Annotated in this window: 22 protein-coding genes; 6 read left to right on the forward strand and 16 right to left on the reverse strand. The window is 70.0% G+C overall.

Features of this window, described 5'->3' with window-relative positions:
- Positions 1-17: 17 nt before the first annotated feature.
- Together ACT3UF_RS12860 and ACT3UF_RS12865 are read right to left on the reverse strand one after the other, a co-directional pair.
- Positions 18-707 (reverse strand): response regulator, encoded by a 690-nt coding sequence (locus tag ACT3UF_RS12860; RefSeq protein ID WP_441444737.1) that lies wholly within the window; start codon positions 705-707, stop codon positions 18-20.
- Between the two features lies 1 nt (position 708).
- Positions 709-1,941 (reverse strand): sensor histidine kinase, encoded by a 1,233-nt coding sequence (locus ACT3UF_RS12865; RefSeq protein ID WP_442332149.1) that lies wholly within the window; start codon positions 1,939-1,941, stop codon positions 709-711.
- A gap of 174 nt (positions 1,942-2,115) precedes the next feature.
- On the opposite strand from ACT3UF_RS12865, the gene phoU reads away from it, so the two are divergent.
- Positions 2,116-2,796, forward strand: coding sequence for a phosphate signaling complex protein PhoU (gene phoU, locus ACT3UF_RS12870; protein ID WP_441444735.1), 681 nt, complete (start codon positions 2,116-2,118; stop codon positions 2,794-2,796).
- Between the two features lie 146 nt (positions 2,797-2,942).
- On the opposite strand, the gene ACT3UF_RS12875 is transcribed toward phoU, so the two are convergent.
- From ACT3UF_RS12875 to ACT3UF_RS12910, 8 genes are all read right to left on the reverse strand, one after another.
- A complete protein-coding gene (locus ACT3UF_RS12875; RefSeq protein ID WP_441444734.1) occupies positions 2,943-3,293 on the reverse strand; it encodes a DUF4235 domain-containing protein in 351 nt (116 codons plus the stop codon).
- A gap of 67 nt (positions 3,294-3,360) precedes the next feature.
- The gene (locus ACT3UF_RS12880; protein ID WP_441444733.1) at positions 3,361-4,410 is read right to left on the reverse strand and encodes an LCP family protein; all 1,050 of its coding nucleotides are present in this window, start codon (positions 4,408-4,410) and stop codon (positions 3,361-3,363) included.
- A 73-nt stretch (positions 4,411-4,483) separates the two neighbouring features.
- Positions 4,484-5,308: a tRNA (guanosine(46)-N7)-methyltransferase TrmB gene (trmB, locus tag ACT3UF_RS12885; protein ID WP_441444732.1), complete on the reverse strand. Its 825-nt coding sequence runs from the start codon at positions 5,306-5,308 to the stop codon at positions 4,484-4,486.
- Positions 5,298-5,723, reverse strand: a complete 426-nt coding sequence (locus ACT3UF_RS12890) for a ubiquinol-cytochrome c reductase iron-sulfur subunit (protein WP_441444731.1) — start codon at positions 5,721-5,723, stop codon at positions 5,298-5,300. The genes trmB and ACT3UF_RS12890 overlap by 11 nt, the downstream gene beginning before the upstream one ends.
- An 85-nt stretch (positions 5,724-5,808) precedes the next feature.
- Entirely contained in the window at positions 5,809-6,375 is a 567-nt protein-coding gene (def, locus tag ACT3UF_RS12895) for a peptide deformylase (RefSeq protein WP_441444730.1), read from the reverse strand.
- Positions 6,372-7,544 (reverse strand): YihY/virulence factor BrkB family protein, encoded by a 1,173-nt coding sequence (locus tag ACT3UF_RS12900; protein ID WP_441444729.1) that lies wholly within the window; start codon positions 7,542-7,544, stop codon positions 6,372-6,374. The genes def and ACT3UF_RS12900 overlap by 4 nt, the downstream gene beginning before the upstream one ends.
- Before the next feature lie 96 nt (positions 7,545-7,640).
- A complete protein-coding gene (locus tag ACT3UF_RS12905; protein WP_441444728.1) occupies positions 7,641-10,187 on the reverse strand; it encodes a glycoside hydrolase family 65 protein in 2,547 nt (848 codons plus the stop codon).
- Complete coding sequence (locus ACT3UF_RS12910; RefSeq protein ID WP_441444727.1) at positions 10,184-10,930, reverse strand: HAD family hydrolase; 747 nt, start codon at positions 10,928-10,930, stop codon at positions 10,184-10,186. Before ACT3UF_RS12910 ends, ACT3UF_RS12905 begins: the two co-directional genes overlap by 4 nt.
- Before the next feature lie 156 nt (positions 10,931-11,086).
- Between ACT3UF_RS12910 and ACT3UF_RS12915 the strand changes: the two genes are divergently transcribed.
- Positions 11,087-11,749: an SRPBCC domain-containing protein gene (locus ACT3UF_RS12915; protein ID WP_441444726.1), complete on the forward strand. Its 663-nt coding sequence runs from the start codon at positions 11,087-11,089 to the stop codon at positions 11,747-11,749.
- 158 nt (positions 11,750-11,907) lie between these two features.
- Complete coding sequence (locus tag ACT3UF_RS12920; protein ID WP_441444725.1) at positions 11,908-13,224, forward strand: MFS transporter; 1,317 nt, start codon at positions 11,908-11,910, stop codon at positions 13,222-13,224.
- Between the two features lie 59 nt (positions 13,225-13,283).
- On the opposite strand, the gene ACT3UF_RS12925 is transcribed toward ACT3UF_RS12920, so the two are convergent.
- Entirely contained in the window at positions 13,284-13,823 is a 540-nt protein-coding gene (locus ACT3UF_RS12925) for a CarD family transcriptional regulator (protein ID WP_441444724.1), read from the reverse strand.
- Between the two features lie 379 nt (positions 13,824-14,202).
- Between ACT3UF_RS12925 and ACT3UF_RS12930 the strand changes: the two genes are divergently transcribed.
- The 3 genes from ACT3UF_RS12930 (at position 14,203) to ACT3UF_RS12940 (ending at position 17,184) form a co-directional block, all read left to right on the forward strand.
- Complete coding sequence (locus tag ACT3UF_RS12930) at positions 14,203-14,871, forward strand: ABC transporter ATP-binding protein (protein ID WP_441444723.1); 669 nt, start codon at positions 14,203-14,205, stop codon at positions 14,869-14,871.
- Positions 14,868-16,379: a hypothetical protein gene (locus ACT3UF_RS12935; RefSeq protein ID WP_441444722.1), complete on the forward strand. Its 1,512-nt coding sequence runs from the start codon at positions 14,868-14,870 to the stop codon at positions 16,377-16,379. Before ACT3UF_RS12930 ends, ACT3UF_RS12935 begins: the two co-directional genes overlap by 4 nt.
- Positions 16,380-16,440: 61 nt before the next feature.
- Complete coding sequence (locus tag ACT3UF_RS12940) at positions 16,441-17,184, forward strand: class I SAM-dependent methyltransferase (protein WP_441444721.1); 744 nt, start codon at positions 16,441-16,443, stop codon at positions 17,182-17,184.
- On the opposite strand, the gene ACT3UF_RS12945 is transcribed toward ACT3UF_RS12940, so the two are convergent.
- The 5 genes from ACT3UF_RS12945 to ACT3UF_RS12965 all read right to left on the reverse strand — a co-directional run bounded on the left by ACT3UF_RS12945 (position 17,159) and on the right by ACT3UF_RS12965 (position 22,123).
- Positions 17,159-18,382, reverse strand: a complete 1,224-nt coding sequence (locus tag ACT3UF_RS12945) for an aminotransferase-like domain-containing protein (RefSeq protein ID WP_441444720.1) — start codon at positions 18,380-18,382, stop codon at positions 17,159-17,161. The genes ACT3UF_RS12940 and ACT3UF_RS12945 overlap by 26 nt on opposite strands.
- Positions 18,383-18,394: 12 nt before the next feature.
- On the reverse strand, positions 18,395-18,907 hold the full coding sequence (locus ACT3UF_RS12950; protein WP_441444719.1) for a methylated-DNA--[protein]-cysteine S-methyltransferase: 513 nt from the start codon (positions 18,905-18,907) through the stop codon (positions 18,395-18,397).
- On the reverse strand, positions 18,904-20,460 hold the full coding sequence (locus ACT3UF_RS12955; protein WP_444608373.1) for an Ada metal-binding domain-containing protein: 1,557 nt from the start codon (positions 20,458-20,460) through the stop codon (positions 18,904-18,906). The genes ACT3UF_RS12950 and ACT3UF_RS12955 overlap by 4 nt, the downstream gene beginning before the upstream one ends.
- Before the next feature lie 125 nt (positions 20,461-20,585).
- Positions 20,586-21,380 (reverse strand): ABC transporter permease, encoded by a 795-nt coding sequence (locus tag ACT3UF_RS12960; protein WP_441444717.1) that lies wholly within the window; start codon positions 21,378-21,380, stop codon positions 20,586-20,588.
- Positions 21,377-22,123 (reverse strand): ABC transporter ATP-binding protein, encoded by a 747-nt coding sequence (locus tag ACT3UF_RS12965; RefSeq protein ID WP_442332145.1) that lies wholly within the window; start codon positions 22,121-22,123, stop codon positions 21,377-21,379. Before ACT3UF_RS12965 ends, ACT3UF_RS12960 begins: the two co-directional genes overlap by 4 nt.
- Between the last annotated feature and the right edge of the window lie 20 nt (positions 22,124-22,143).

Consider the following 22,143-nt stretch of genomic DNA (forward strand, 5'->3'; position numbering starts at 1 on the left):
TGTCGTCCCGGTGAGGGTCAGCTGCCGGACTCGAACTTGTAGCCCAGTCCTCGCACGGTCACCAGGTGCACGGGGTTCTTGGGGTCATCCTCGATCTTGGCCCGCAGCCGCTTGACATGCACATCGAGGGTCTTCGTGTCGCCGACGTAATTGGCACCCCACACCCGGTCGATGAGCTGCCCGCGGGTGAGCACCCGGTCCACATTCCGCAGCAGCATCTCCAGCAGCTCGAACTCCTTGAGCGGCAGTGCGACCTCGGTGCCGTGCACCTCCACCACGTGACGCTCGACGTCCATCATGATGCCGCCGGCGTTCAGGGTGGTGTACTCCTCCGTCTCGGCTGAGTCCTGGCCGCGGCGCAGCACCGCCTTGATCCGGGCCAGCAGCTCTCGCGAGGAGTACGGCTTGGTGACGTAGTCGTCGGCGCCCAGCTCGAGGCCGAGGACCTTGTCGAACTCGTCGTCCTTGGCGGTGAGCATGATGACCGGCACCGTCGAGGTGCGGCGGATCTCCCGGCACACCTCGGTGCCGCTCATCCCCGGGAGCATCAGGTCCAGGAGAACCAGGTCGGCACCGTGGGCGGTGAAGATCCGCAGCCCGTCGGTGCCGGTGTCTGCGACGGCGACCTCGTAGCCCTCCTTCCGCAGCGAGTACGAGAGGGGATCGGAGAAGGACTCCTCGTCCTCCACGATCAGGATGCGCGTCATATCAATGTCCCTTTCCCGACCCATGACGGGTCATCGAGGCGGATGGGCTGCTGTGGGGGTCATCGACCGCGCGGGCGCCGACGGTGATGGTCTCGGTCCGACCCATCTCCGGCAGTCGGAGCGTGAACGTCGATCCCTGGCCCGGCATCGACCAGGCGGTGACTTCACCTCCGTGGTCGCTCGCGATGTGCTTGACGATCGCGAGGCCCAGCCCGGAGCCGCCGGTGGCCCGCGACCGGGCGCGGTCGACGCGGAAGAAGCGTTCGAAGACCCGCTCGAGGTTCTCTTTGGAGATGCCGATGCCCTGATCCTTGACGGAGATCTCGACCATGCCGTGATCACGGCGCACGGACACCCCGACCCGGGTGTGCGGATCGGAGTAGGAGATCGCGTTGGAGATCAGGTTCGACAGCGCGGTGGTGAGCATGGCGGGGGAGCCGAAGACGGTCAGCCCCTGTGTCCCGCCCACACTGACCTCGATCTTCGAGCCCAGTCCGAAGTTCCGGTTCAGCGCCACCGCCTCCTCGATCACCTCGTCGATCTCGACAGGCTCGGCGTCGGGCAGTGCGGAGCCGCCCTGGACCCGGGAGAGCTCGATGATCTCTTTGACCAGGTGCGACAGCCTGCGGGACTCCGTCTGCATCCGTTCGGCGAAGCGGCGCACCGCGTCCGGGTCCTCGGCGGCGTCCTCCATCGTCTCGGCCAGCAGGGTGATGGCGCCGACGGGGGTCTTCAGCTCGTGGGACACATTGGCCACGAAGTCGCGACGGGTCTCCTCGACCCGCACCGCACGGGTGAGATCGTCGGCCAGCAGCAGCGCCCCATGCTCGCCGAGGGCCCCGATGCGCACATCGATCACGGCATCGGAATCGCCCTGGGACGAGCGGCGCAGGCTGAGGCGCTCATCGCGGAACCCGCCGTTGCGGCCCACATCGGCCGCGAGCGCCATCAGCTCGGCGCTGGCCAGGCGCGGGTAGTCCCCCTCGGAGGCGCGCACGATGCCGTAGGAGTAGGCCAGGGGAGAGGCGCGCAGCACGTCACCGCTGGAGTCGAGCACGACGTAGGCGGAGGAGAGGATCGCGAGGACCTCGGCCGCGGCCTCGGGGACGTTCTGGCCGGGGGCTGTCGACGGCTCTGCACGGCGCCGCGGCGGCGGGGCGAGCGCAAGCATCGCGGCGACGCCGATCACCAGACCGATCGCGCCGGCGAGCACGAGGAGCGCAGACAGGGGCACCCGTACAGCCTAGGCCCCCGGCCGCGCTCTCCCGGACTGCCCAGCCAGCATGAAGGACAATGAGGTCAGGAGTTCATGGGGACTACGCTTCACGTTCACCGGCCGCCGCAGTCCGTTCACCCGAGATTGCGATCATCGGTGGCGAAGGTCCCTTCAGACAGAGGAGTAGTAACCATGCGCGAGGCGTACCAGAGCGACCTGCGGCATATCGTCGATGACCTGGTCGACATGGCCGAGCTGGTCGGGACGGCCCTCGAGGACGCGACCACCGCCCTGCTCGAGGGCGATCTCGCCCTCGCGGAGCGGGTCGTCACGGCCGACCCCCATATCGATGCCCGCCAGCTGGAGCTGGATGCGAAGGCGGTCGAGCTGCTGGCTCGGCAGTCCCCGGTGGCCACCGACCTGCGACTGCTGGTCGCGTCCCTGCGCATGAGCTCATCGCTCGAGCGCATGGGCGACCTGGCCGCGCATGTCGCGCTGGTCGCGCGCCGCACGCATCCGGACCCGGCCGTCCCGGAGCAGCATCGCGAGCAGATCGCGAAGATGTCCCAGCTCGGGCTGACTGCTCTCAAGGGGGCGACCGAGGTCATCCAGAGCCGTGATCTGGCGCTCGGGGCGCAGGTGGAGAAGCAGGACGATCAGCTCGACGATCTGATGATCGAGATCTCGCGCCAGATCTCCAGCAGCGGCGAGGACATCTACACCAACGCCGAGGTCATCGACCTCACGCTGCTCATCCGGTTCTACGAGCGCATCGGCGACCACGCGGTCTCCCTGGTGCGACGCATCGGCTTCCTGGTGACCGGAGACGCGCTCGACACGCTCAGCGAAGGTGTCGACGTCCCGGAGTTCTGAGCCGGCAGTCACGACGACGAAGGGCGCCCCGCAGGTTTCTGCGGGGCGCCCTTCGTCGTCGAGGTCGCGGTGGGTTGAACCCGGTGGGCTGACCCGGTGGGCTGGGCCTGGCGGGCGAGCAGGTGTTGTCGGGCTCGCGCTGGGGCTCAGCCGCGGTTGGGGCGGGGACGGCGGGAGGTCAGGCGCTCCGTGCCGCTCTTGGCTCCGCGCTTGGCAGCCACGCGCAGTCCCTGCAGGATGACCCCGGAGACGGTCGCCCAGAGCAGGATCTTCCAGAGCGGCTGGTCGTCCTCGGGATCCTTGATCGCCGCGATCTCAGCTTTCGAGAGGCCGTCCTTCTTCGCCTGCTTGCGACGCTTCGCGACGTCCTTCTTCGCAGACTTCTGTGCCTTGACGGTGGGGGCGTCCTCCCCGAAGACGGCGCCCCAGCCAGCGGCTGCGGCCTTGTTGCCGACGGTGGCCGCGACGATTCCTGCCACGGGGACGACGATGCTCACGAGCGGATTGGCCACTGTTTCCTCCAGGCGTCGAATGGTCTGTGTACGGGACGCTGCTCCCGGCGGATCAGTACGTCCCTGCGTGCTGAGCGTAATAGGTTCCCATGTCATCCGTGCGCAGGGCCTCGCGCAGCACCTCCATCGCCTCGTCATCCGTGCCGACGACGCTGGCTCCGCCGCTGGTGGTGATCGGCCCGGCGTGGGGGACGGAGAGGAAGTACATGTCCCCGCTGCGGACCGATCGCAAGGAGAGTCCGAGCTCGACCATCGCGCCGGCGCTCAGGCCGTCGTCGGTGGTGAGATACGGGGAGATGCTCTCGATGGTGTCGGCGAGCTTGCCGGGATCGCTCAGCGTGTCAGCGCTGATCAGCTTGTCGGCGATGCCCTTGAGGACCGCCTGCTGATTGCGGTTGCGCTGGAAGTCGCCTTCGGCGAACTGCTTGCGCTCGCGGACGAAGGCCAGGGCCTCCTCGCCGTTGAGGGTCTGGGTGCCCTCGGTGAACTGGTGGCCCTGCGCCTCGAAGGTCTGGGGAATCTTCACGTCGACTCCGCCGAGGGTGTCGACCAGGCCCTCGATGCCGTCGAAGTCGATCAGTGCGACATGGTCGATCGGGACCCCGGTGTAGTTCTCGACCGTGGTCACCGCCAGGCCCACGCCGCCGAAGGCGAGTGCCGCGTTGATGCGGTCCTTGCCATGGCCGGGGATGTCGACATAGAGGTCGCGCGGGAAGGAGGTGATGTACACGCTCTGGTTGTCATCGCTGATGTGCACCAGCATCATCACGTCCGAGCGCTGCCCGCTCACGCCCTCGGAGGCGGCGTCCTCGGGGGATCGCTTGTCCGAGCCCAGCAGCAGGAAGTTACGACCGCTGCCCTCGATCGCCTCCGGGCGGTCTCCGTCGGAGGCGCCGCGCGTGATCTGCACCACGGTGCGCTTCTCGTAGGAGTCCTTGAGCCCGTTGAGGTAGTTGCCGATCACCAGGCCCACGCCGAGCACGAGCACGGCGACCAGCCCGAGGGCGATCAGCGCCGCCCGTCGGCTGCGGCGCCGATCGGTGCGCGGATTCTCGTCATCATCCCAGTCAGCGGGAAGATCGACGTCGGCGGGGTCATTCATTCGGTGTCCCTCTCAGACGGTGCCGCCGAGGCGGACACGCTGCCGACGACGCCCCGATGCCCGGGGCGCCGTACTATCCCGGGTACCGAGGCACCCGGGTATACGCGAGATCCCATATTAGGCGTCCCGCGGTCCGGCCCTTGCTCTCGAAGCCGGTCTTCACACGACCCTCGAAACGTGGCGCCCATCCGGTGGTCGGGATGTTCGCCGGGATCGCGTCCGAGGAGCTCCCTTCGGGGCGGAGCCCCTCGGGATGCAGCAGGGCGAGCTCGGGACGCGGATCCAGCTGGGTCCTCATGTGGTGGGCGTACTGCGCCCAGTCGGTGGCCAGGCGGAATGTCGCACCGTCGGCCAGCAGCGGCAGCACCGCGTCCAGGAACGGCGGGTTGATCAGCCTGCGCTTGTGGTGACGCTGTTTGGGCCAGGGATCGGCGAAGTACACCCAGAGCTGGTCGATCGAGCCCTCGGGCAGCATCGCGGGCAGCGCCCGCTGCGCATCCAGCGGCAGCATCCGCAGGTTCTGGGGACTTCCCGAACGCTCCACCCGGCTCAGCGTCTGGGCGAGCCCGGGCAGGTACACCTCGGCTCCGAGGTGATCACGTTCGGGATGGGCGAGGGCGGCGGCGACGATGTTCTCGCCGGTGCCGCTGCCGACCTCGACCACGAGCTCGGCCTTCCGGCCGAAGACCGCTGCGGGATCCAGGCGGGTCCCCTCGGCGGGCAGGGTGTCGCGATGTCCGCGCGGCGGGTCGATGACGTAGAAGGGGGAGAGGCGGTCCCAGGCGTTCTGGCGACCCTGGGTCAGTCGTTCCCCGCGCCGCACGAAGGAGACGACATCGCGATGCGTCTTCTCCTGGCTCGCTGTCATCGACGGATCACTGCTCACGTCACTGCTCACGGCGGATCTGACCGTCCTCGACCACCACGGCGACCTCGGGGAGGTGGCGGGTGGCGGGGCCCACCAGCACGTCACCGGTCGTGGCATCGAAGCGGGAGCCGTGGCAGGGGCAGTCGAGCTCCTTCTCCTCCTGGCGCAGCGCGCAGCCGTTGTGGGTGCAGTAGCCGGAGTAGCCAGCGATGTCCTCGCCGGCGCCGCGCACCAGCAGCACGAACGGCTCCTTGCCACCGAAGTTCACCAGGGTGCTGGCGTTCTCGGGCACGTCCTCGAGCGAGATCGTGCCGTCCTCCGCGCGCAGCGGCGCGGCGGTGCCGAAGCCCTCATCCTCGGGCCCGCAGGCCGCGAGCCCTCCCAGCCCGGCCGCAGTGGCAGGGAGCAGCAGGGCATGACGACGGGAGAGGCACGGGCGTTCCATGGCGCCAGGATAGCGAGCCGAGCTGGGCGACGGCACTGCACGGAGGGTCGGTGTGACCGCGGTGACGGTGCTGCGCCGTGCGAGATCAGACGTCAGCGGCCTCGAGCTCACGCGGGTCCCAGGTGAGGATGCCGTGGGTGCGCCAGCCTCGCTCCCGCACCGCGTCCAGCGCCTCCCGCTTGCGGGCAGGAGAGAGGCGGTCCAGGTACAGCGATCCTTCGAGGTGGTCGACCTCGTGCTGGAGGGCGCGGGCGAGCACCCCGCCCTCGTCCTCCACCACGACCTCGGCACCCTCCAGATCGATGCCGGTCACGCGTGCCCCGCGGTGGCGGGCGGTGGGGAAGCCCTCGCCGGGGACTGAGAGGCAGCCCTCGAGGGTCTCCTCGTCGAGCTCGATCCCGCCGAAGCGTTCCAGCACGGGATTGATGACCACCCCGCGCCGCAGGGTTCCGCCGGCATCCGGGCACGAGTACACGAACAGGCGCCAGCGCGAGCCGACCTGCGGCGCGGCGAGCCCGGCACCGCTGGCTGCATCGTTGGTCTCGAACATGTCAGCGACCAGGGCGCGAAGCTCGGAGGTGACCTCGCGGACCCGCCGGGTGCGCTGCGAGAGGGCGCGGTGGCCGACGATGGTGATCGGGCGGACGGTCATGCGGAGAGTTCTCCTGTGTGCGGGGGATCAGTGGGCCCGCCCTGTGCGGGAGGGAGGGGGGTGCTGGTGATGCGGTGGCGCGCGGGCGGGTTGACGGCCAGCGGATTGCGGGCGTCGACGATCCACGGTCCTCGCTCCCGGCGCAGCGGCTCTCCGTCACGGGCCGCCTCGGCGACCACGCGGCCGAGCTCCTCCGCCCGCACCGCGTCCGCGGCGAGGAAGTCGAGGGTGTGCGTGGCGTGGGGGTCGAGCACGATGCGGTGCCAGGCATCCAGGCCGCTGGCGATCTGGCGTGCTCGCAGGAATTCGGCGTCCAGCGCCGCTCCGGAGATCACCACGATGTTCGAGATCCACATCAGCAGCAGGATCGCGATCAGCCCGTTCAGGGCGGTGAGGATCTCCGCGAAGCGGGTGGCGTAGACCATCAGCTGGCCGGCGATCAGCGCGGTGCCGAACAGCACCAGCACGCTCACGGTCGAACCGAGCGTCATCAGCCGGTAGCGGGGAAGGCGCACGTTGGGGAACAGGTAGTACGCCATGGACACCCCGATGATGAGGATGACCAGCAAGATCGGCCACTTCACGAGGTTCCAGGCTGCGAAGGCGATCCGCGGGATGCCCACGAACTCGCCGATGCGCTGCGAGGCCTCGCCGCCCACGATGATCATGCCGATGGCCAGCAGCACCACGGACACGATCAGCATGGTCTCGCCGAACACGATGGTGCGGAACAGGAGGAAGGGACGCCCTTCGCGGGTGTCATACACGCGATGCAGGGCGCGGTGGAAGGCCGCGACCCCGTTCGAGGCGGAGACCAGCGAGCCGGCCGTGCCCAGCAGCAGGCCCAGCAGACCGCCGCTGGTGGAGGACACCGCCTGGATCGCGCTCAGGAAGGGGCGGGGGTCCAGGGTCGGGAAGATCTCGGTGATCATTCCGGACAGCGCAGTGAGCGTCTCCGCCTCGATCCCGATCAGCGACATCATCGAGACCACTGCGACCGCGCCCGGGAACAGCGAGAGCACCAGATAGAACGTCATCGTGCCCGCGACGTCCCAGACCTGGATGTCGAGCATCCGCATCCGCACCCGGTTCAGGACGTGCAGGACGCTCAGCCGGGGTCGGGACAGCTCGACCACCGGCTTGATGCGTCGCGGTCGTGAAGAGGTCACCGTGCTGCTCCGGGCTCAGGGTCTGTGCGCCGAGGATGGGCGCTGATCGAGCCTATTCCACCAGGTTCTCCGCGGCCCGGCCGGTCAGCTCGCCGATCAGCTCTCGTCGATGATGTCGTCAGGGTCACTGGCGACCGGGTACTCCCAGGGATCGTCGGGATCGCCGGGGACGTGAGAGGTCATGATCGAGCCGTCGGCGCGCTCATCGCCCAGCCCGACGGGCCTGGCCAGCACGGAATCGTCGAGCAACGGCCCCTGATCCACGAGCGGCACCGTGACGCCCCCCGCATCGACCGTGACCCGTTCGCCGCGCACCGTGACCTCGACCTCATCGCCGCTCTCGAGCGTGAAGGAGATCTCCTCGCGCACCAGGCGGACCCGGAACCGGGAGCCCCGCACCGTGAGCGGGTACGACAGCTCCGGCCAGTCGGTGGGCAGCCGCGGGTCGAAGGACACCTGGCCGTCGTCGTGCCGCATCCCGCCGAAGCCGTGCACGAGCGCGTTCCAGACCCCGCCCGCGGAGGCGATGTGCACCCCGTCGGCCGTGTTGTGGTGGAGGTTGGCGAGATCCACGAAGAGTCCGGCACGGAAGTAGTCCAGTGCGGCCTTCTGATGGCCGACCTCTGCCGCCATGATCGATTGCACCACCGCCGAGAGCGAGGAGTCCCCGGTGGTGATCGGATCGTAGTACTCGAAGTCCGCGCGCTTCTCCTCGGCGGTGAACTCGCTCCCGCGCAGGAACAGCGCCAGCACGACATCTGCCTGCTTGAGCACCTGGAAGCGGTAGATCACCAGCGGGTGGTAGTTCAGCAGCAGCGGGAAGGCCTCGTCCGAGGTGCTCGAGAGGTCCCAGATCTCCCGCTCGAGGAAGCGGTCCTCCTGCAGATGGATCCCCAGCGACTCGTCCTTGGCGACATGCATGCCGTCCGCGCAGGCCTCCCACTGCTCGAGCTCCATCTCGTCCAGCTCGAGCTCGACGCGCATGCTCTCGTAGGCGCTGTCGTCCGCAGCGCGCAGCTCGCGCACCGCCCGCGCGGCACGCCGGAGGTTGAAGCGGGCCATGACGTTGGTGAACATGTTGTTGTTCACCACAGTGGTGTACTCGTCGGGGCCGGTCACGCCGTTGATGTGGAAGCTCGCTGCGCCATCGGCGGTCATCCGCCAGAACCCGAGATCAGCCCACATCCGCGCGGTCTCCACCAGCACCGGGACCCCGTCGCGATGCTGGAAGTCGAGATCGCCGGTCACATCGGCGTACTGGGCGAAGGCATACGCGACGTCGGCATCGATGTGGTACTGCGCGGTGCCGGCGGCGTAATAGGCCGAGGCCTCATCGCCGTTGATCGTGCGCCAGGGATACAGCGCTCCGCGCTGGTTCAGCTCCCGAGCACGTTCGCGGGCCTTGGGCAGCAGGTTGGTGCGGAAGCGCAGGGCATTGCGCGCCCACCGGGGCTGGGTGAAGGTCAGGAACGGGACCACATAGATCTCGCTGTCCCAGAAGTAATGCCCCTCGTACCCCGAGCCGGTGACGCCCTTGGCCGGGATGCCCCACTGATCGGAGCGGGCGGCGGCCTGGGCCAGCTGGAACAGGCACCAGCGGGTCGCCTGCTGCGCCGCGGGCTGCCCGGGCAGCTGCACGTCAGAGCGCAGCCAGAAGTCGTCGAGGTATGCCTGCTGCTCAGCGAACTGCACCTCGAAGCCGCTCTCGCGGACCCGATCCAGAGTGCGCCGGCAGCGGTCGAACAGCTCGCGGTGGGGGACGGAGCGCGAGGAATGGTAGGTGACTGCTTTGCGGACGGTCAGCGACTGTCCCTCCTCCAGATGGGCGCGCACGACCTGGCGGCCGAGATCCGCGGAGGTGTCCACGAGCTGGGTCACCTCCGCATCGGACTCCACCTGGTGGTCCGCGCCGACGGCCATCGTCATCCCCGAGTTGGCGACCCGGTACCCCATCAGCATCCGGCGCTCGCTGTGCCAGTCCTGCAGCGGCTCGAGCACCCGATGGGTGAAGTCGGTGGTGCGCCGTGGGTCGGCCTTGTCCGTGACCGCTCCGCCCACGAGACCCTTGCCGAAGTCGTCCCGGAAGTCCTCGCGGTTGATGATCTGTGACGAGATCGCGATCGGGGCCGAGCCCTCGAGCATCTCCACCTTCAACGTCATCACCGCCAGGTGCCGCTGCGCGAAGGAGACCATCCGGGCGCTGCTGACCCGGACCCGCTTCCCGGCCGGGGTTCGCCAGATCAGCTCCCGGCGCAGCACCCCCTCGCAGAAATCGATCCAGCGCTCGTACTCCTCGAGATCGGCGATCGACAGCAGCAGCGGCTCATCGTCGACGTAGAGCTTGAGCACTGACGAATCGGGCACCGAGATCATGGTCTGACCGGTGCGCGCGAAGCCGAAGGCGGATTCGGCGTGGTTGATCTGCCAGGTCTCGTGGAATCCGTTGAGGAAGGTGCCGTGGGTCTTTGCGTCCCGGCCCTCCTCCGGGGTCCCGCGCATCCCCATGTACCCGTTGGCGGTCGCGAAGAGGGTCTCGGCGAGGCCCAGGTCCTGAGGGGGCCTGGACTCGACCAGGCGCCATTCATCGAGTGGGAGCTGGGTGCGGTCGACGGGGTCGGCGGGCAGCGAGCGCAGGCGGGTCATGCGAGCTCCTCCAGGTCTGCGACGGCGAAGGTGGCACCGGCTGCGGCGAGCTCGGCAGCGCCGGCGCCGCGATCGACACCGATCACTGCGCCGAAGTCACCCGAGGCACCTGCCTGCACGCCGGAGACGGCGTCCTCGTAGACGACGGAGTCCGCGGGCTCGACTCCGAGCAGCCGGGCGGCGTAGAGGAAGGTGTCCGGTGCCGGCTTGCCGGGCAGTCCCTCGCGGGTCGCGACGTTGCCATCGACGATGTGCTCGAAGCGGTCCAGCAGTCCCGCTCCGCTCAGCACCTCCTCCGCGTTGCGGGAGGAGGAGACGATCGCCAGCCGCGCGGTCGGGGGCAGGGCATCGAGGTAGGTGACGGTCCCGGGATAGGGCGCCACGCCGTCGGCCCGCAGCAGCGAGAGCACCAGGTCGTTCTTGCGGTTGCCGAGCCCGCGCACGGTCTCCGCACCGGGATCCTGGACGCCGGGATCATCGTCGATGCCCTCTTCCAGGGTGATCCCCCGGGAGCTGAGGAAGGTGCGCACGCCGTCGTAGCGGGGGCGCCCGTCGACATGGGCGAAGTAGTCGGCGTCGGTGTACGGCTCGTCGATGCCGCGAGAGGTGAGGAATCGACTGAACATGTCTGCCCAGGCGCGCATGTGCACCTCGGCCGTCGGGGTGATGACCCCGTCGAGATCGAAGAGATGTGCCGTGTAGTCGGCCGGTCGGAAGGTACGCGCAGCAGTCACGCCGAACATGCTACGGCGGTCCCTGTGGACCTGGGTGCGGACCGGGCTCGGTATGAGGCTATCGCCAGGGCGTGGCATGGGAGCCGGGGCGTGGGCTACCCTGCGAGAGTCCGCTCCCGCGCTTCGGCGCCGGTGCGGAGCGGCTTGAGACCCTTCGAGGAGAAGATGACTGTCACGGAGTCGCTGTCCGTGGTCGGCGCAGTGCGCCGCGCGCTCGAGATCGATGAGCGGACCAGCCACCAGGGCCACCCTCTGGTCCGCGCTGTGCTCACCCTGACCACGAATCTCGACCGTGCCCCCGCCCAGCTGTGGCCGCTGCTCACCAGACCCGGAGAGCTCGCGCGATGGTTCGGGCCGGTCGCCGGCGAGCTGCATGAGGGTGGGAGCTTCACTGCGCCGGGCGGAGTGCATGGACGGATCCTCGAGGTCGAGGCGCCCCACCGGCTCACCTTGTCCTGGACATCGTCCAGCGGCGAGGACCCGCTGCTGATCAGGCTCGATCCGGAAGACGACGGCACCACGCTGCTGCATCTGCGCCACACCGCGCTGGTCGACGTCGAGGAGTTCGAACGGACCGGCCCCGGCGCCCTCGCCATCGGCTGGGAGCTCGCGCTGCTCGCGCTCGCCGCCGAGACCGACGGCTGGCGCTCCAGCTGCCTGGGCTCGGTGCCCACCCCCACCCCGGAGTGGCGGCGAGGTCCTCAGGCAGCTGCGTATCTGCGGGCCTGGTCGGTGCGCTGGGCTGCCGAAGCCGTCGCGGCCGGAGTCGACGAGGGCGTCGCACGTCGCGGCGAGGCGGCGACCACCGGCACTTCTTTGGGCACCTGAGCTCCCTGCTGGAAGTCTGAGCCCCTCCTGGAACTCTGAGCCCTTGCTGGGTTCCTGAGGCCCTGCGGCTGCCCACTCCCGGGGTGCTCGCGCTGTCCGTGACGTCCGCACCCCGGAGCTCTTTGCCCAGGCTCACTATCGGGTGACAGACTCGGCCGGTGACCACACCTGCGCCGAGCTCCCGCCCTCGGGACCCGCGCACCCCGGCGCAGGTGCTCCGCTCGCTCACCCCGTCGGTGTACGCGCCGAGCCTGCTGGAGTTCACGGGTCTCGCGGCGCTGATGCCCGTGGTGCCGCTGATCGCCCGCGACCTCGGGTTCAGCATCCCGCAGGCGGCCGCGCTGTCGATGATCTTCGGGCTCACCTCCTTCTTCGGCCCCATCCCGGCAGGTCGACTGATCTCGCGGATCGGGGCTCGTCGCGCACTGGTGATCACCGGTGTCGTGCTGGTGGCCGCGAACCTGGCCGCGTATCTGATGCTCGACCCCGCACTGGGCGGGGGCGGCGACCTCACGCATCGCCTGCTGCTGATCGGGGTCCTGCTGGTGATGGCGGCGAGCACGCAGGTCTGGCAGTTCGGGCGCCAGTTCTATCTCGGCACCGCGCTGCCGCCGGCGATGCGTGCTCGCGGGATGACCCTGTTCGGCGGGGTGATCCGCCTGGGAGAGGTGATCGGCCCTCTGCTCGGTGCGGTGGTGATGGCAGTGGGCTCGATGGCCTGGGTCTTCCTGCTGTTCGCCGTCACCGCCGCAGCCGGCACCGTGATGATCGCGCTCTTCCTCCCTCCGGGGGAGGCGGGACCGGCCCCCGCGCGCGGCCGCCGCAGCGAGCGACGGCCGCGCAGCCAGGCACGCGGCCGGCTGGATCGTGCCGTGCTGCGCCGCATGATCGCCGTGGGTCTCGGCATCTCCCCGGTGATGATGGCGCGCGTGAACCGGCCGGTGATCGTGCCGCTGCTCGGCGATTCGCTCGGGCTGGACCCGGTGTGGATCTCGATCGTCTTCGGGGTCAGCGCGGCGCTCGAGATCCTGCTGGTGATCCCCGCAGGCAGCCTCATGGATCGTTTCGGCCGCGCTGCGGTCGCCGTCCCCTGCGCGCTGCTGATGGGTGCCGGCTTCCTGCTGCTGGCCGTGCTCGGCATCGTCCTGCAGGGGCAGGGTCCAGGGCTCGCACTGGTGGCGCTCCTCGTGCCCAGCCTGCTGATCGGTCTGGGAAACGGCCTGGGCTCGGGGCTCGTGATGACCCTCGGCATCGACGTCTCCCCGGTGTATGACCGTGCGACCTACCTCGCCTGGTGGAACACGATGCTGGGGGCGGGACGCCTGGCGGCGCCGCTGATCGTCACCGGCGTCACGCTGGTCGCCCCGGTGGCCATCGCCGGAGCGGCGACCGGAGCGATCTGCGTCGCAGGGGGAATCTGGCTGACACGAATACTGCCCCGCGTCACACCCTCCGGGGGGACCCGGAGGAGGTGAGGCGGGGCAGCGTGGACACCGACGAAGCCGGAGCCAGGAGATCAGCTGGAGCCAGGAGCTCAGGCGGCGGCGGGCACCAGGGCGTTCTCGGCCGTGCTGTGCAGCAGCACCTGGGCATCCTCACGAGGGATCGAGCGGGCGATCGCGATCTCGGAGGCCAGCGGGTCGATGGCCTGCTTGAGCAGGTTGCGCTCCGCGAGGCTCGAGGGGACGCCGCCCGAGTCACGGACGATGTTGCGGATGACCTCGATGCGGTCGGTGAGACGACCGGTCTGGAGCTGCATCTGGAGCGACTTGATGCGGTGAGCCCAGGACGCCTTCTTCTCCGGCGGCTCGATGGGCTCGCCGAGCTGCTTGATCATCGTGACGATCTCCTTCTCGACCAGGAGCGCACGCAGTCCGATGACGTCCTTGCCGCCGGAGGGCACGGAGATGCGCATCTCGTCACCGATGACCACGAGATCGACATATTCACGCTCGACGCCGCGGACGGCGCGGGTGGAGGTGGAGACGACGCGCACCGGTCCGTGGACGGGATGTGTGAGCACTTCTCCGGCGTTCGGGGCGGCGGTGACGTCAGACGCTTCGGCAACGGACAAGGGGTTCCTCCTCTGTGGACCTGCGCACCGGCGGTACCGCGGCCCTGGTGGGGTCGAGGCGGCCACGTCCGGCATCGTGCGGTCCCGGACAGGGCCCGGGACACGGGGGTGACGAAGTGGCTCGAGTGCCGCTCGACCTGCAGGAACAGGGTGACGGCACCTACGACGGAGCAGTTCATTCTCTCACGGATCTGACAAAATATCCAGAGCGTGACGTCTCCACCTACATCACATCGGCAGATCATCGGTAGACCATCGGCATCGCGTCGACAGCGTGTCGGAGCCGCATCAGCGTCACGTCGGAGCTGGGTCATCGCGACGGTCTGTTCGAGACGGAAGTCGGAGGCTCCTGCGGGTCGTGATGCGGTTCGATAGGGATATGGTCCCCGGCTCCGCAGCATCCTCCACCGAGCGCGAGCTCGTCCGCTTCGAGGACATCGGGGTGGTGCTCGACGGCAACGTGCTCCTGCTCGAGGCCACCGGGAGCGTGCAGGCCGGAGAGGTGCTGGCACTGACCGGTGCCAACGGCTCCGGCAAGACCACGCTGCTGCGGGTGCTCGCCGGCCTGCTCGAGCCCACTGCGGGCACGGTGCAGATCGCCGGGCGGACACCGGATGATCGCGACCGCACCTTCCGCACCGCTCTCGGCGCACTGATCGGCCCGCCGCAGACGGCCCGGGACCTCACCGTCGCCGAACACCTCCAGTTCATCGCCGCCACCTGGGGGACGCCCGCGGCCGCCGGGGCCGAGCAGGCCCAGGCGCTGCTCGAGGAGCTGGCGATCACGCCGCTGGGACGCCGATTCCCGCATGAGCTCTCCAGCGGGCAGACGCAGCTGGTGTCCCTCGCGCTGACCTTCGCGCGGCCGGCCCAGGTGCTGCTGCTGGATGAGCCCGAGCAGCGACTGGATGCCGACCGGCTGGAGCTGGTGATCGATGCGATCCGTGCCCGCGTCGACGCGGGAACGGCCGTGGTGATGGCCACTCACCATCCCCGGATGCTCGAGGCGCTCGCCGATCACCGCCTCCACCTGGAGGACGCTCCGTGACCGGGGATCTCAGCGCCGTCCGCGAGGTCTGGGCGCAGCGCAGCCAGGCCCGGACCCGCGCCGATCTGCTGTACCTGCTCTACGTGGTGGCACTGAGCGTGCTGGTGTTCGCCGCACCCGTCCTGCAGATGTCGGGAACGTTCCTGGCCCGGCCCGATGTGCTCCCCGCGCTGCTGCACCCCCTCGCCCCGCAGGTCACCACGACCGTGTCGCTCGCCGCGGCGAGCGTGATGGTGATGCTCGGCGCCGTGCGCGGTCCGGCGCTGATCGCGCCCTTCTTCACCGCGACCCTCGCCGCCAGTGGGATCCGCCGACGAGACGTCCTCTGGCGGCCGCTCGCTCGGGCGCTGCTGGTGCCAGCTCTCGGCATCGTCATCGTGACCTCCCTGATCGCGGCGACCCTGGTGACCGACGGCGCCGCCACGGGAGCAGGTGGCGCATGGTTCGTGGTCGCTGGAGTCGGCACCGGCCTGCTGCTCGGTGCGGCCTGGCTCGGCGGCGAGCTGCTCGGGACAATGCATCGACGGCTCCTGGCAGGCGTGCTGCTGGTAGCGGCCGCGCTCTGCACGGCGCTGCCCCACGCGCCGGGGCTCGGCGGCGCCTACCCGGTGACGGAGACCCGGCCGAAGATCTGGGCGCTGCTCCTGCTGGGAGCGGGGGTCATCGCCACCGCGGCGGGCTTCTCGCAGCTGGACAGGCTGCGGGGAAGCGTGCTGCGAGAGCAGAGCCAGCGGTGGGCATCGACCACCACGATCGTCACCACCGGGGACGTGGCTGGTGCCGCCGGGATGCTCCAGCTCCCGCCGTCGGCCGGACGGCGCCTGCCTGCGATCGGATCGCGGCCGCTGGTGCTGCTGTACGCCAGACGAGATGTGGTGACGTGGCTGCGCAGCCCGGAACGGCTTGTCGCGGGAGTGGTGGTGGCGTTGCTGGCGGCCGCAGCGCTCGCCGGCTCCACCCTGCTCACCGGCCCGCTCGCCTGGGGTGCGGTGGTGCTGGGAAGTGCGGCGCTCTGGGGCGCCGGTGGCACCCTGGTCGACGGGATCCGTCACGGTGTCCATACCCTCGGGGCGCCCACGCTGTTCGGCCAGTCGGCCGCCGTCCAGGTGCTCCTGCATTCCGTCGCGCCGGCACTGCTGCTGAGCGTGCTCGCGACACTCGGCGGAGCCACCACGATGCTGGCGGCCGGCGAGGGGCTCACAGCAGTCGAGATGGTCATCCTGCCCGCGGCCCTGGCGCCGGTGATGATCGTCGGCCGGGCGCGGGACGCTGCGAAGGGCCCGATGCCGCTGGGCCTGATCACCCCGATGCCCACGCCGCAGGGGGACATGGCGGTGATCCCGATGCTGGCCTGGCAGTCCGATGCGATACTGCTCGCCGTGCTCTCCGGTGCGGTGCTCGCCGGTCTCGGACTGCTCGGCCCGCCCTGGCTGCTGGGCGGCGCGGCGATCCTCACCGCCGCGATGGCGCTCATGGCCTGGACTCGCATGCGGGCACTGCGACGCTGAGATGCTGAGGCGCTGAGGCGCTGAGACGCTTGTGAACTTGAGACTCTGAGGAGCTGCGGCGATGACGAGCACCCCGTGGAATGTGCGGACCACCGAGAATCCGCTGATCCGCTGGCTGGGTCGGCGGCTGACGGTGCTGAACGCACGCCACCCCTGGAACCACAACGCGCACTTCCACCGCTGGATCCTGCGTTCCGTGCCTGCCGCCGCCACCACGGCGCTGGACGTCGGCTGCGGGCGCGGGGATCTGATCACGGCGCTCGCCGGCGTGATCGGGCCCGGTGGTCGGGTGGACGGGATCGACCCCGATCCGGAGATGGCGCGCCTCGCCGCGTCCGAGGTCGCGCCGATCCCGCAGGCGCGGATCCATCGTCGCACCCTCGCCGAGCATGCCGCCTGGCCTGAGCACGCGGGGTGCTACGACGCGATCACGATGGTCGCGTCGCTGCATCACATGGATCTCGACCAGGCGCTGAACCAGGCGAAGATCCTGCTGCGCCCCGGGGGCAGGCTGCTCGTGGTCACCCTGACGATGCCGGTGACCACGCTCGACCAGCTGTGGGACCTCGGGAGCGCCGTCACCAATCCACTGATCGGCCTGGTGAAGCACCCGCGCCCGGCGCGCGGTCCGGATCCCGCGGCCGCGGTCCCGGTGGCCGATCCGGCCTGGTCGCTCGACGAGCTGAGGGAGCGCGCCGGCCGGGTGCTCCCCGGAGTCCGGATCCGCAGGCGTGAGGGCTTCCGGGTGACGCTGCTCTGGCAGAAGCCTGCAGTCCCGATCAGCCGCGGGTGTGCTTCGCGATGACCTCGCCGAGGCGGCCGATGGCCTCCTCGATGACTGCGGGGGAGTGGGTGACGAAGCTCAGCCGCATCGTGGAGCGGTCGGCGTTGTCGGCGAAGAAGGACCAGCCGGGCAGATAGGCGACGCCTGCCGCGACCGCCTCGGCGAGCATGCGCTGGGCGTCGTATCCCTCGCCGAGCGCGGCCCACAGGAACATCCCGCCCTCGGGTCGGGTCAGGTGCGCGCCGTCCGGGAGCACCGGGGTGATCGCCGCCGTCATCGCGTCGCGACGCTCGCGGTAGACCGCGCTGACCGTCGCGACATGGGCGTCGAGATCGGCGGTCTCGAGATATCGCGCCACCGTCAGCTGGTCCACCACGGAGGACTGCATGGAGATCGCGGCCTTGGCGACCGCGAGGGTGTCCAGGATCGGGCCCTCCGCACGCATCCACCCGATCCGCACGCCGGGGCTCATCAGCTTGCTCATCGAGTTCAGCAGGATCGTGCGCTCGCTCATCCCGGGCAGGGACGCGATCGGCGCCCAGGTGCTGCCGGTGAAGCTCAGCGCGCCGTAGGGGTCGTCCTCGATCAGCGGCACGTCGGTGCGCAGCAGCACGTCGGCCACCGCCTGCCGACGCGCCACCGGCATGGTGCGCCCGGTGGGGTTCTGGAAGGACGGGATCAGGTAGACCATCCGCGGATGGTGGGTGCGGATGGCCTCCTCGAGCGCTTCCGGGATCACCCCGTCATCGTCGGTGTCGACCCCGATCATGCGTGCGCCATGAACAGCGAAGGCCTGCACCGCCGCGAGATAGGTGGGGGACTCGACCAGCACCACGTCACCGGGCTCGAGCAGGGCCTGGGCGATGACGAACAATCCCTCCTGGGAGCCCGAGGTGACCCGGATCTGGGAGGCGTCGGTCGGGAGATCACGGGAGAGACGGCGTGCGGCCTGCTCGCGCAGCTCGACCTCTCCCTCGCTCACCCCGTACTGCAGCGCCCGGTGGCCCTGGTGGGAGAGCACCCAGTCGTAGCAGGCGGTGACGTCCTCGAGCGCGAACAGCGCCGGATCCGGGATCCCGCCGGCGAAGGAGACGATGTCCTTGCGGGCGGCGAGGGCGAAGATGTCCTTCAGCGGAGAGGACTCCATGCCCGCGTAGCGCGCGGCGACGGGGAAGCGGAACGGCTGTCGGGTGGGCTCGAACGGAGCAGACGCGGTCATCGGCCCATGGTGTCACGCGAGCAGTGCGCCCTCGAGGAGCAGCAGTGCCTGTTTGGTCTCTATCCCGCCTGCGTATCCGGTCATCGCCCCGGTGCTGCCCACCACCCGATGGCACGGCACCACGATCGACAGCGGATTGGAGCCGACGGCGGCACCGACGGCCTGGGCCGCACGCGGCCGTTCCAGGGCGCGGGCGATCTGCCCATAGGTCGCGGTGGTGCCACGGGGGATCGAGGCCAGGTGCGCCCAGACGGCCCGTTGGAACTCGGTGCCCTCGGGGGCCAGCGGCAGCGTGAACTCCTCCCGGTCCCCGGCGAGGTAGGCGAGGAGCTGGGCCTCCGCCTCGTCGAGCACGGGGTGGGGGGCCTCGGCGACCGCGCCGAGCCGAGCCGCTGCAGGGAAGTGCTTCTGGTCCTGACGCCAGACGCCGACGAGTCCGTCGGCGTCTGCCGCCAGCAGGTAGGTGCCGAGTCGGGTCCCGACGAGGCGATGGGAGCGGCCGGGGCGGAGCGGGGTGGTGGTCATGAGCGGTCCTTCCGAAGGGTTCGGAGTTCTGCAGGGAGGTCGTCACGGTGATGCCACAGGTGCATCACCGCATAGCTGCGCCAGGGGGAGGCGGCGAGCAGAGCGGCATCGAGCGCGGGGAAGTCCTCGGCCAGCTCGAGGGCACGGGCGACGGCGAGCAGGGCGACGTCCCGCTGCGGTGCCACATCGATCGCGCGGGCTCCGCGCAGCAGGGCGTAATCGGCGGTCCAGGGACCGATCCCGGGCATGGCCAGCAGCCTGTTGCGCAGCTCGGGCAGGGGGAGGTGCGGATCCGGTGGGTCGGTGAGCGCGCCGGCCAGGGTGCGGCGGCGTGCGCCGGGCCCCCGGAACCATTCCTCGGCGCGGGCACCGGCCTCGCCCGGTGACACCGAGAGCCGGTGGACGTGCCCGGTGTGCAGCGACGCGGGCAGCTCGGCTCCGGCGAGATCGGTGGCGCTCTCGATCAGAGCCCGGGCGCGGGCAGTGCTGATCTGCTGACCGACGATCGCCCACATCAGCGCCTCGGAGAGGCTCGGCGTGCCGGGGATCCGCACTCCCGGGCGCGCGTCGAGGAGAGGGGCCAGAGCAGGCATCGCGGCCCGCAGGCCGGCATCGATGCCATGCGGGTCCGCATCCAGGTCCAGCATCCGCCGAGCCAGGGCGACGGCGGCGGCATAGTCGCGCAGGTCCGTCAGCCGTGCAGTCAGCGGCAGTAGTCCCTCTTCCGCTCCGAGGTCGACCTGCAGGACTGCGGGCCCATGGGGGAGGGCCACGGCACGCGTCCAGACGAGGTCCTCGACGTGCTCGACCCCGGGGATCGCCCGGGTTGCGAACCAGCTCGCCAGTCCGGCTCCATGGAAGGGGCGGCGCACGGCCAGGTCGGCGTGGACCACGGCGATGCTGTCCGCGCGACCCTCGTCTCCGACGCCGTCTGCGCGAGCGGCGCCCATCGCGCCCCCGGTTCCGCGCCGAGGTGCGGCGAGCTCACGGATCGCCGACGGGGCCCGGCCGAAGATCCGGCGGACGGTCTCGTGCAGCTGGCGCTCGCTGCCGAAACCGGCCGCTGTCGCGATATCGCCCATCGGCCAGCTGGTCGAGCGCAGCAGCGCATGGGCGCGGCGGGCCCGGGCCATGCGGGCATGCGCGACCGCCCCGGTGCCGGTGCGGGCCACCAACGCCCGGTGCAGGGTCCGCTCGGTGACGTGCAGCTGGTCGGCGAGCTCGCTCACGGTCGTGCTCCCGTCCAGTCCGGCGTCCAGCGCGCCGGCGTGGATGAGCGCGAGCGCCCGGTGCGCGAGCTCACCCGCAGGATCGTCGGAGTCGGCGCCCGGAGGGGTGAGCGGCCCACAGCGCTTGCACGCCCGGTAGCCACGCTCGATCGCCGCGGCGGCGCTGGGGGTGAACTCCACCCGGTCCCGGCGCGGTGTGCGCGAGGGGCACGAGGGACGGCAGAAGACCCCGGTGGAGCGCACGCAGGTGAAGAACACGCCGTCGAACCGCGCATCGCGCGCGGCGATCGCCGCATAGCGCTGGTCGTCCGTGAGCATCTCCATACCTCCAGTGAACCCCTCTGCAGCCTGCCGCGCCAGCGGGATCCGGACAGAGTGATGGACCCCGATCCTTTTCCAGCAACCCCTGCGCCCGGCCGCACGGCGCTCGCAGGCTCGCAGTTCGTCGATCACTCCCAGCGGAAGAGCAGTGCGGAGACCACCACCCCAGCCACCACTGCGGCGAGCAGGGATGACAGCGAAGCCATCTCCATCGGCGCTCCCACCCATGCCCGCTGGAGCGCCTGCACCCCGGCGCCGAACGGCAGATGGTCCCCGACCACGGCGAGCCGCTCGGGAAGCGCCTCGCGCCCACCGAACATCCCTCCCAGGGCGCCCAGCCCCAGGAAGCCGACCAGACCGATCGCCACCGCGGAGTTGGGAGTGGGGGAGACCGCCGCGACGATCATCCCCAGCGCGTACATCGCGGCCGCAGACAGCGCCAGGATCCCCAGGGCCGCGACGAGGTTCGAGGGCAGATTGAGGCCGAACACGACGGCGGTGAACCCCAGCGCCAGCCCGATGCCGAGCGCGGACTGCAGGACGGAGACGAGCACCTGGGCGGCCAGCACCATCACGGGACTCACCGGGGTGACCGACATGCGCTTCAGGATGCCGGAGTGTCGGTAGTGAGCCAGGAAGCTGGGCATGTTGACCACCCCGATCATCGACAGCACCATGATCAGCACGATGGGCAGGACGCCCACGTCCAGAGCAGTGAAACCGCCGCCGACCTCGACGTCGGCCGTGCCACCGGCGGTGGTCAGCAGGATCAGCAGGGGCATCCCGATCGGCACGATCATCCCGGCCGTGTCGCGCAGCACCATCTTCGACTCGGAGATCACCATGACGACGAAGGATCGAGGCCCGGGATGGTGACCACGCAGCTCGGACGGGGCGGGGGCAGCGGGGGTTCCAGCAGTCATTCGGCAGTCTCCATCTCGTGTCCGGTGAGCTGGACGAAGGCCTCGTCCAGAGTGGTGGTTCCGGCACCCTCGATGAACTCGACCGGGGTGCCGGCGGCGAGCACCCGGCCCGCATCCAACAGCACGATGCGGTCGCAGAGTCGCTCGACCTCCTCCATCGTGTGACTGACCAGGAGGATCGTGACTCCGTCGGCCTTCAGATGCTCGATGGTGCGCCACATGCGACGTCGCGCCGCCGGATCCAGCCCAGTGGTCAGCTCGTCGAGGATCACCACTCGGGGCCTGCCCACGAGCGCGAGCGCCACGGACAGGCGCTGCTGCTGGCCGCCCGAGAGCTTCGCGAAGCGGGTGGTGCGCTGGGCATCGAGTTCCACCAGATCCAGCAGCTCCCGGGTCGGTCTGGGATCCGGGTAGAAGCTGCGGTAGAGCGCGAGCAGCTCGTTCACGGTCAGCGCATCGTGCAGCTCCGCGTCCTGCAGCTGGACCCCCAGCACCTGCCGCAGCACCCTGCGGTCGCGGAACGGGTCCAGGCCCATCACCGTGATGCGACCTCCGTCGGGCCGTCGCAGCCCGGCGATCATCTCGACCGTCGTGGTCTTGCCGGCCCCGTTGATGCCCAGCACCCCGAGGGTCTCACCCTGAGCGGTGGTCAGACTGATGCCGTCGACGACGGTGCGGCGTCCATAGTTCTTGGTGAGCTGCTGGACCTGGACAGCGGGGTTCTTCGTGCTCAGAGGTGTCATGGTCTCGACGCTACGGAGGC

The organism is Brachybacterium sp. AOP24-D1-21, assembly GCF_052378665.1.
Lineage (GTDB): Bacteria > Actinomycetota > Actinomycetes > Actinomycetales > Dermabacteraceae > Brachybacterium.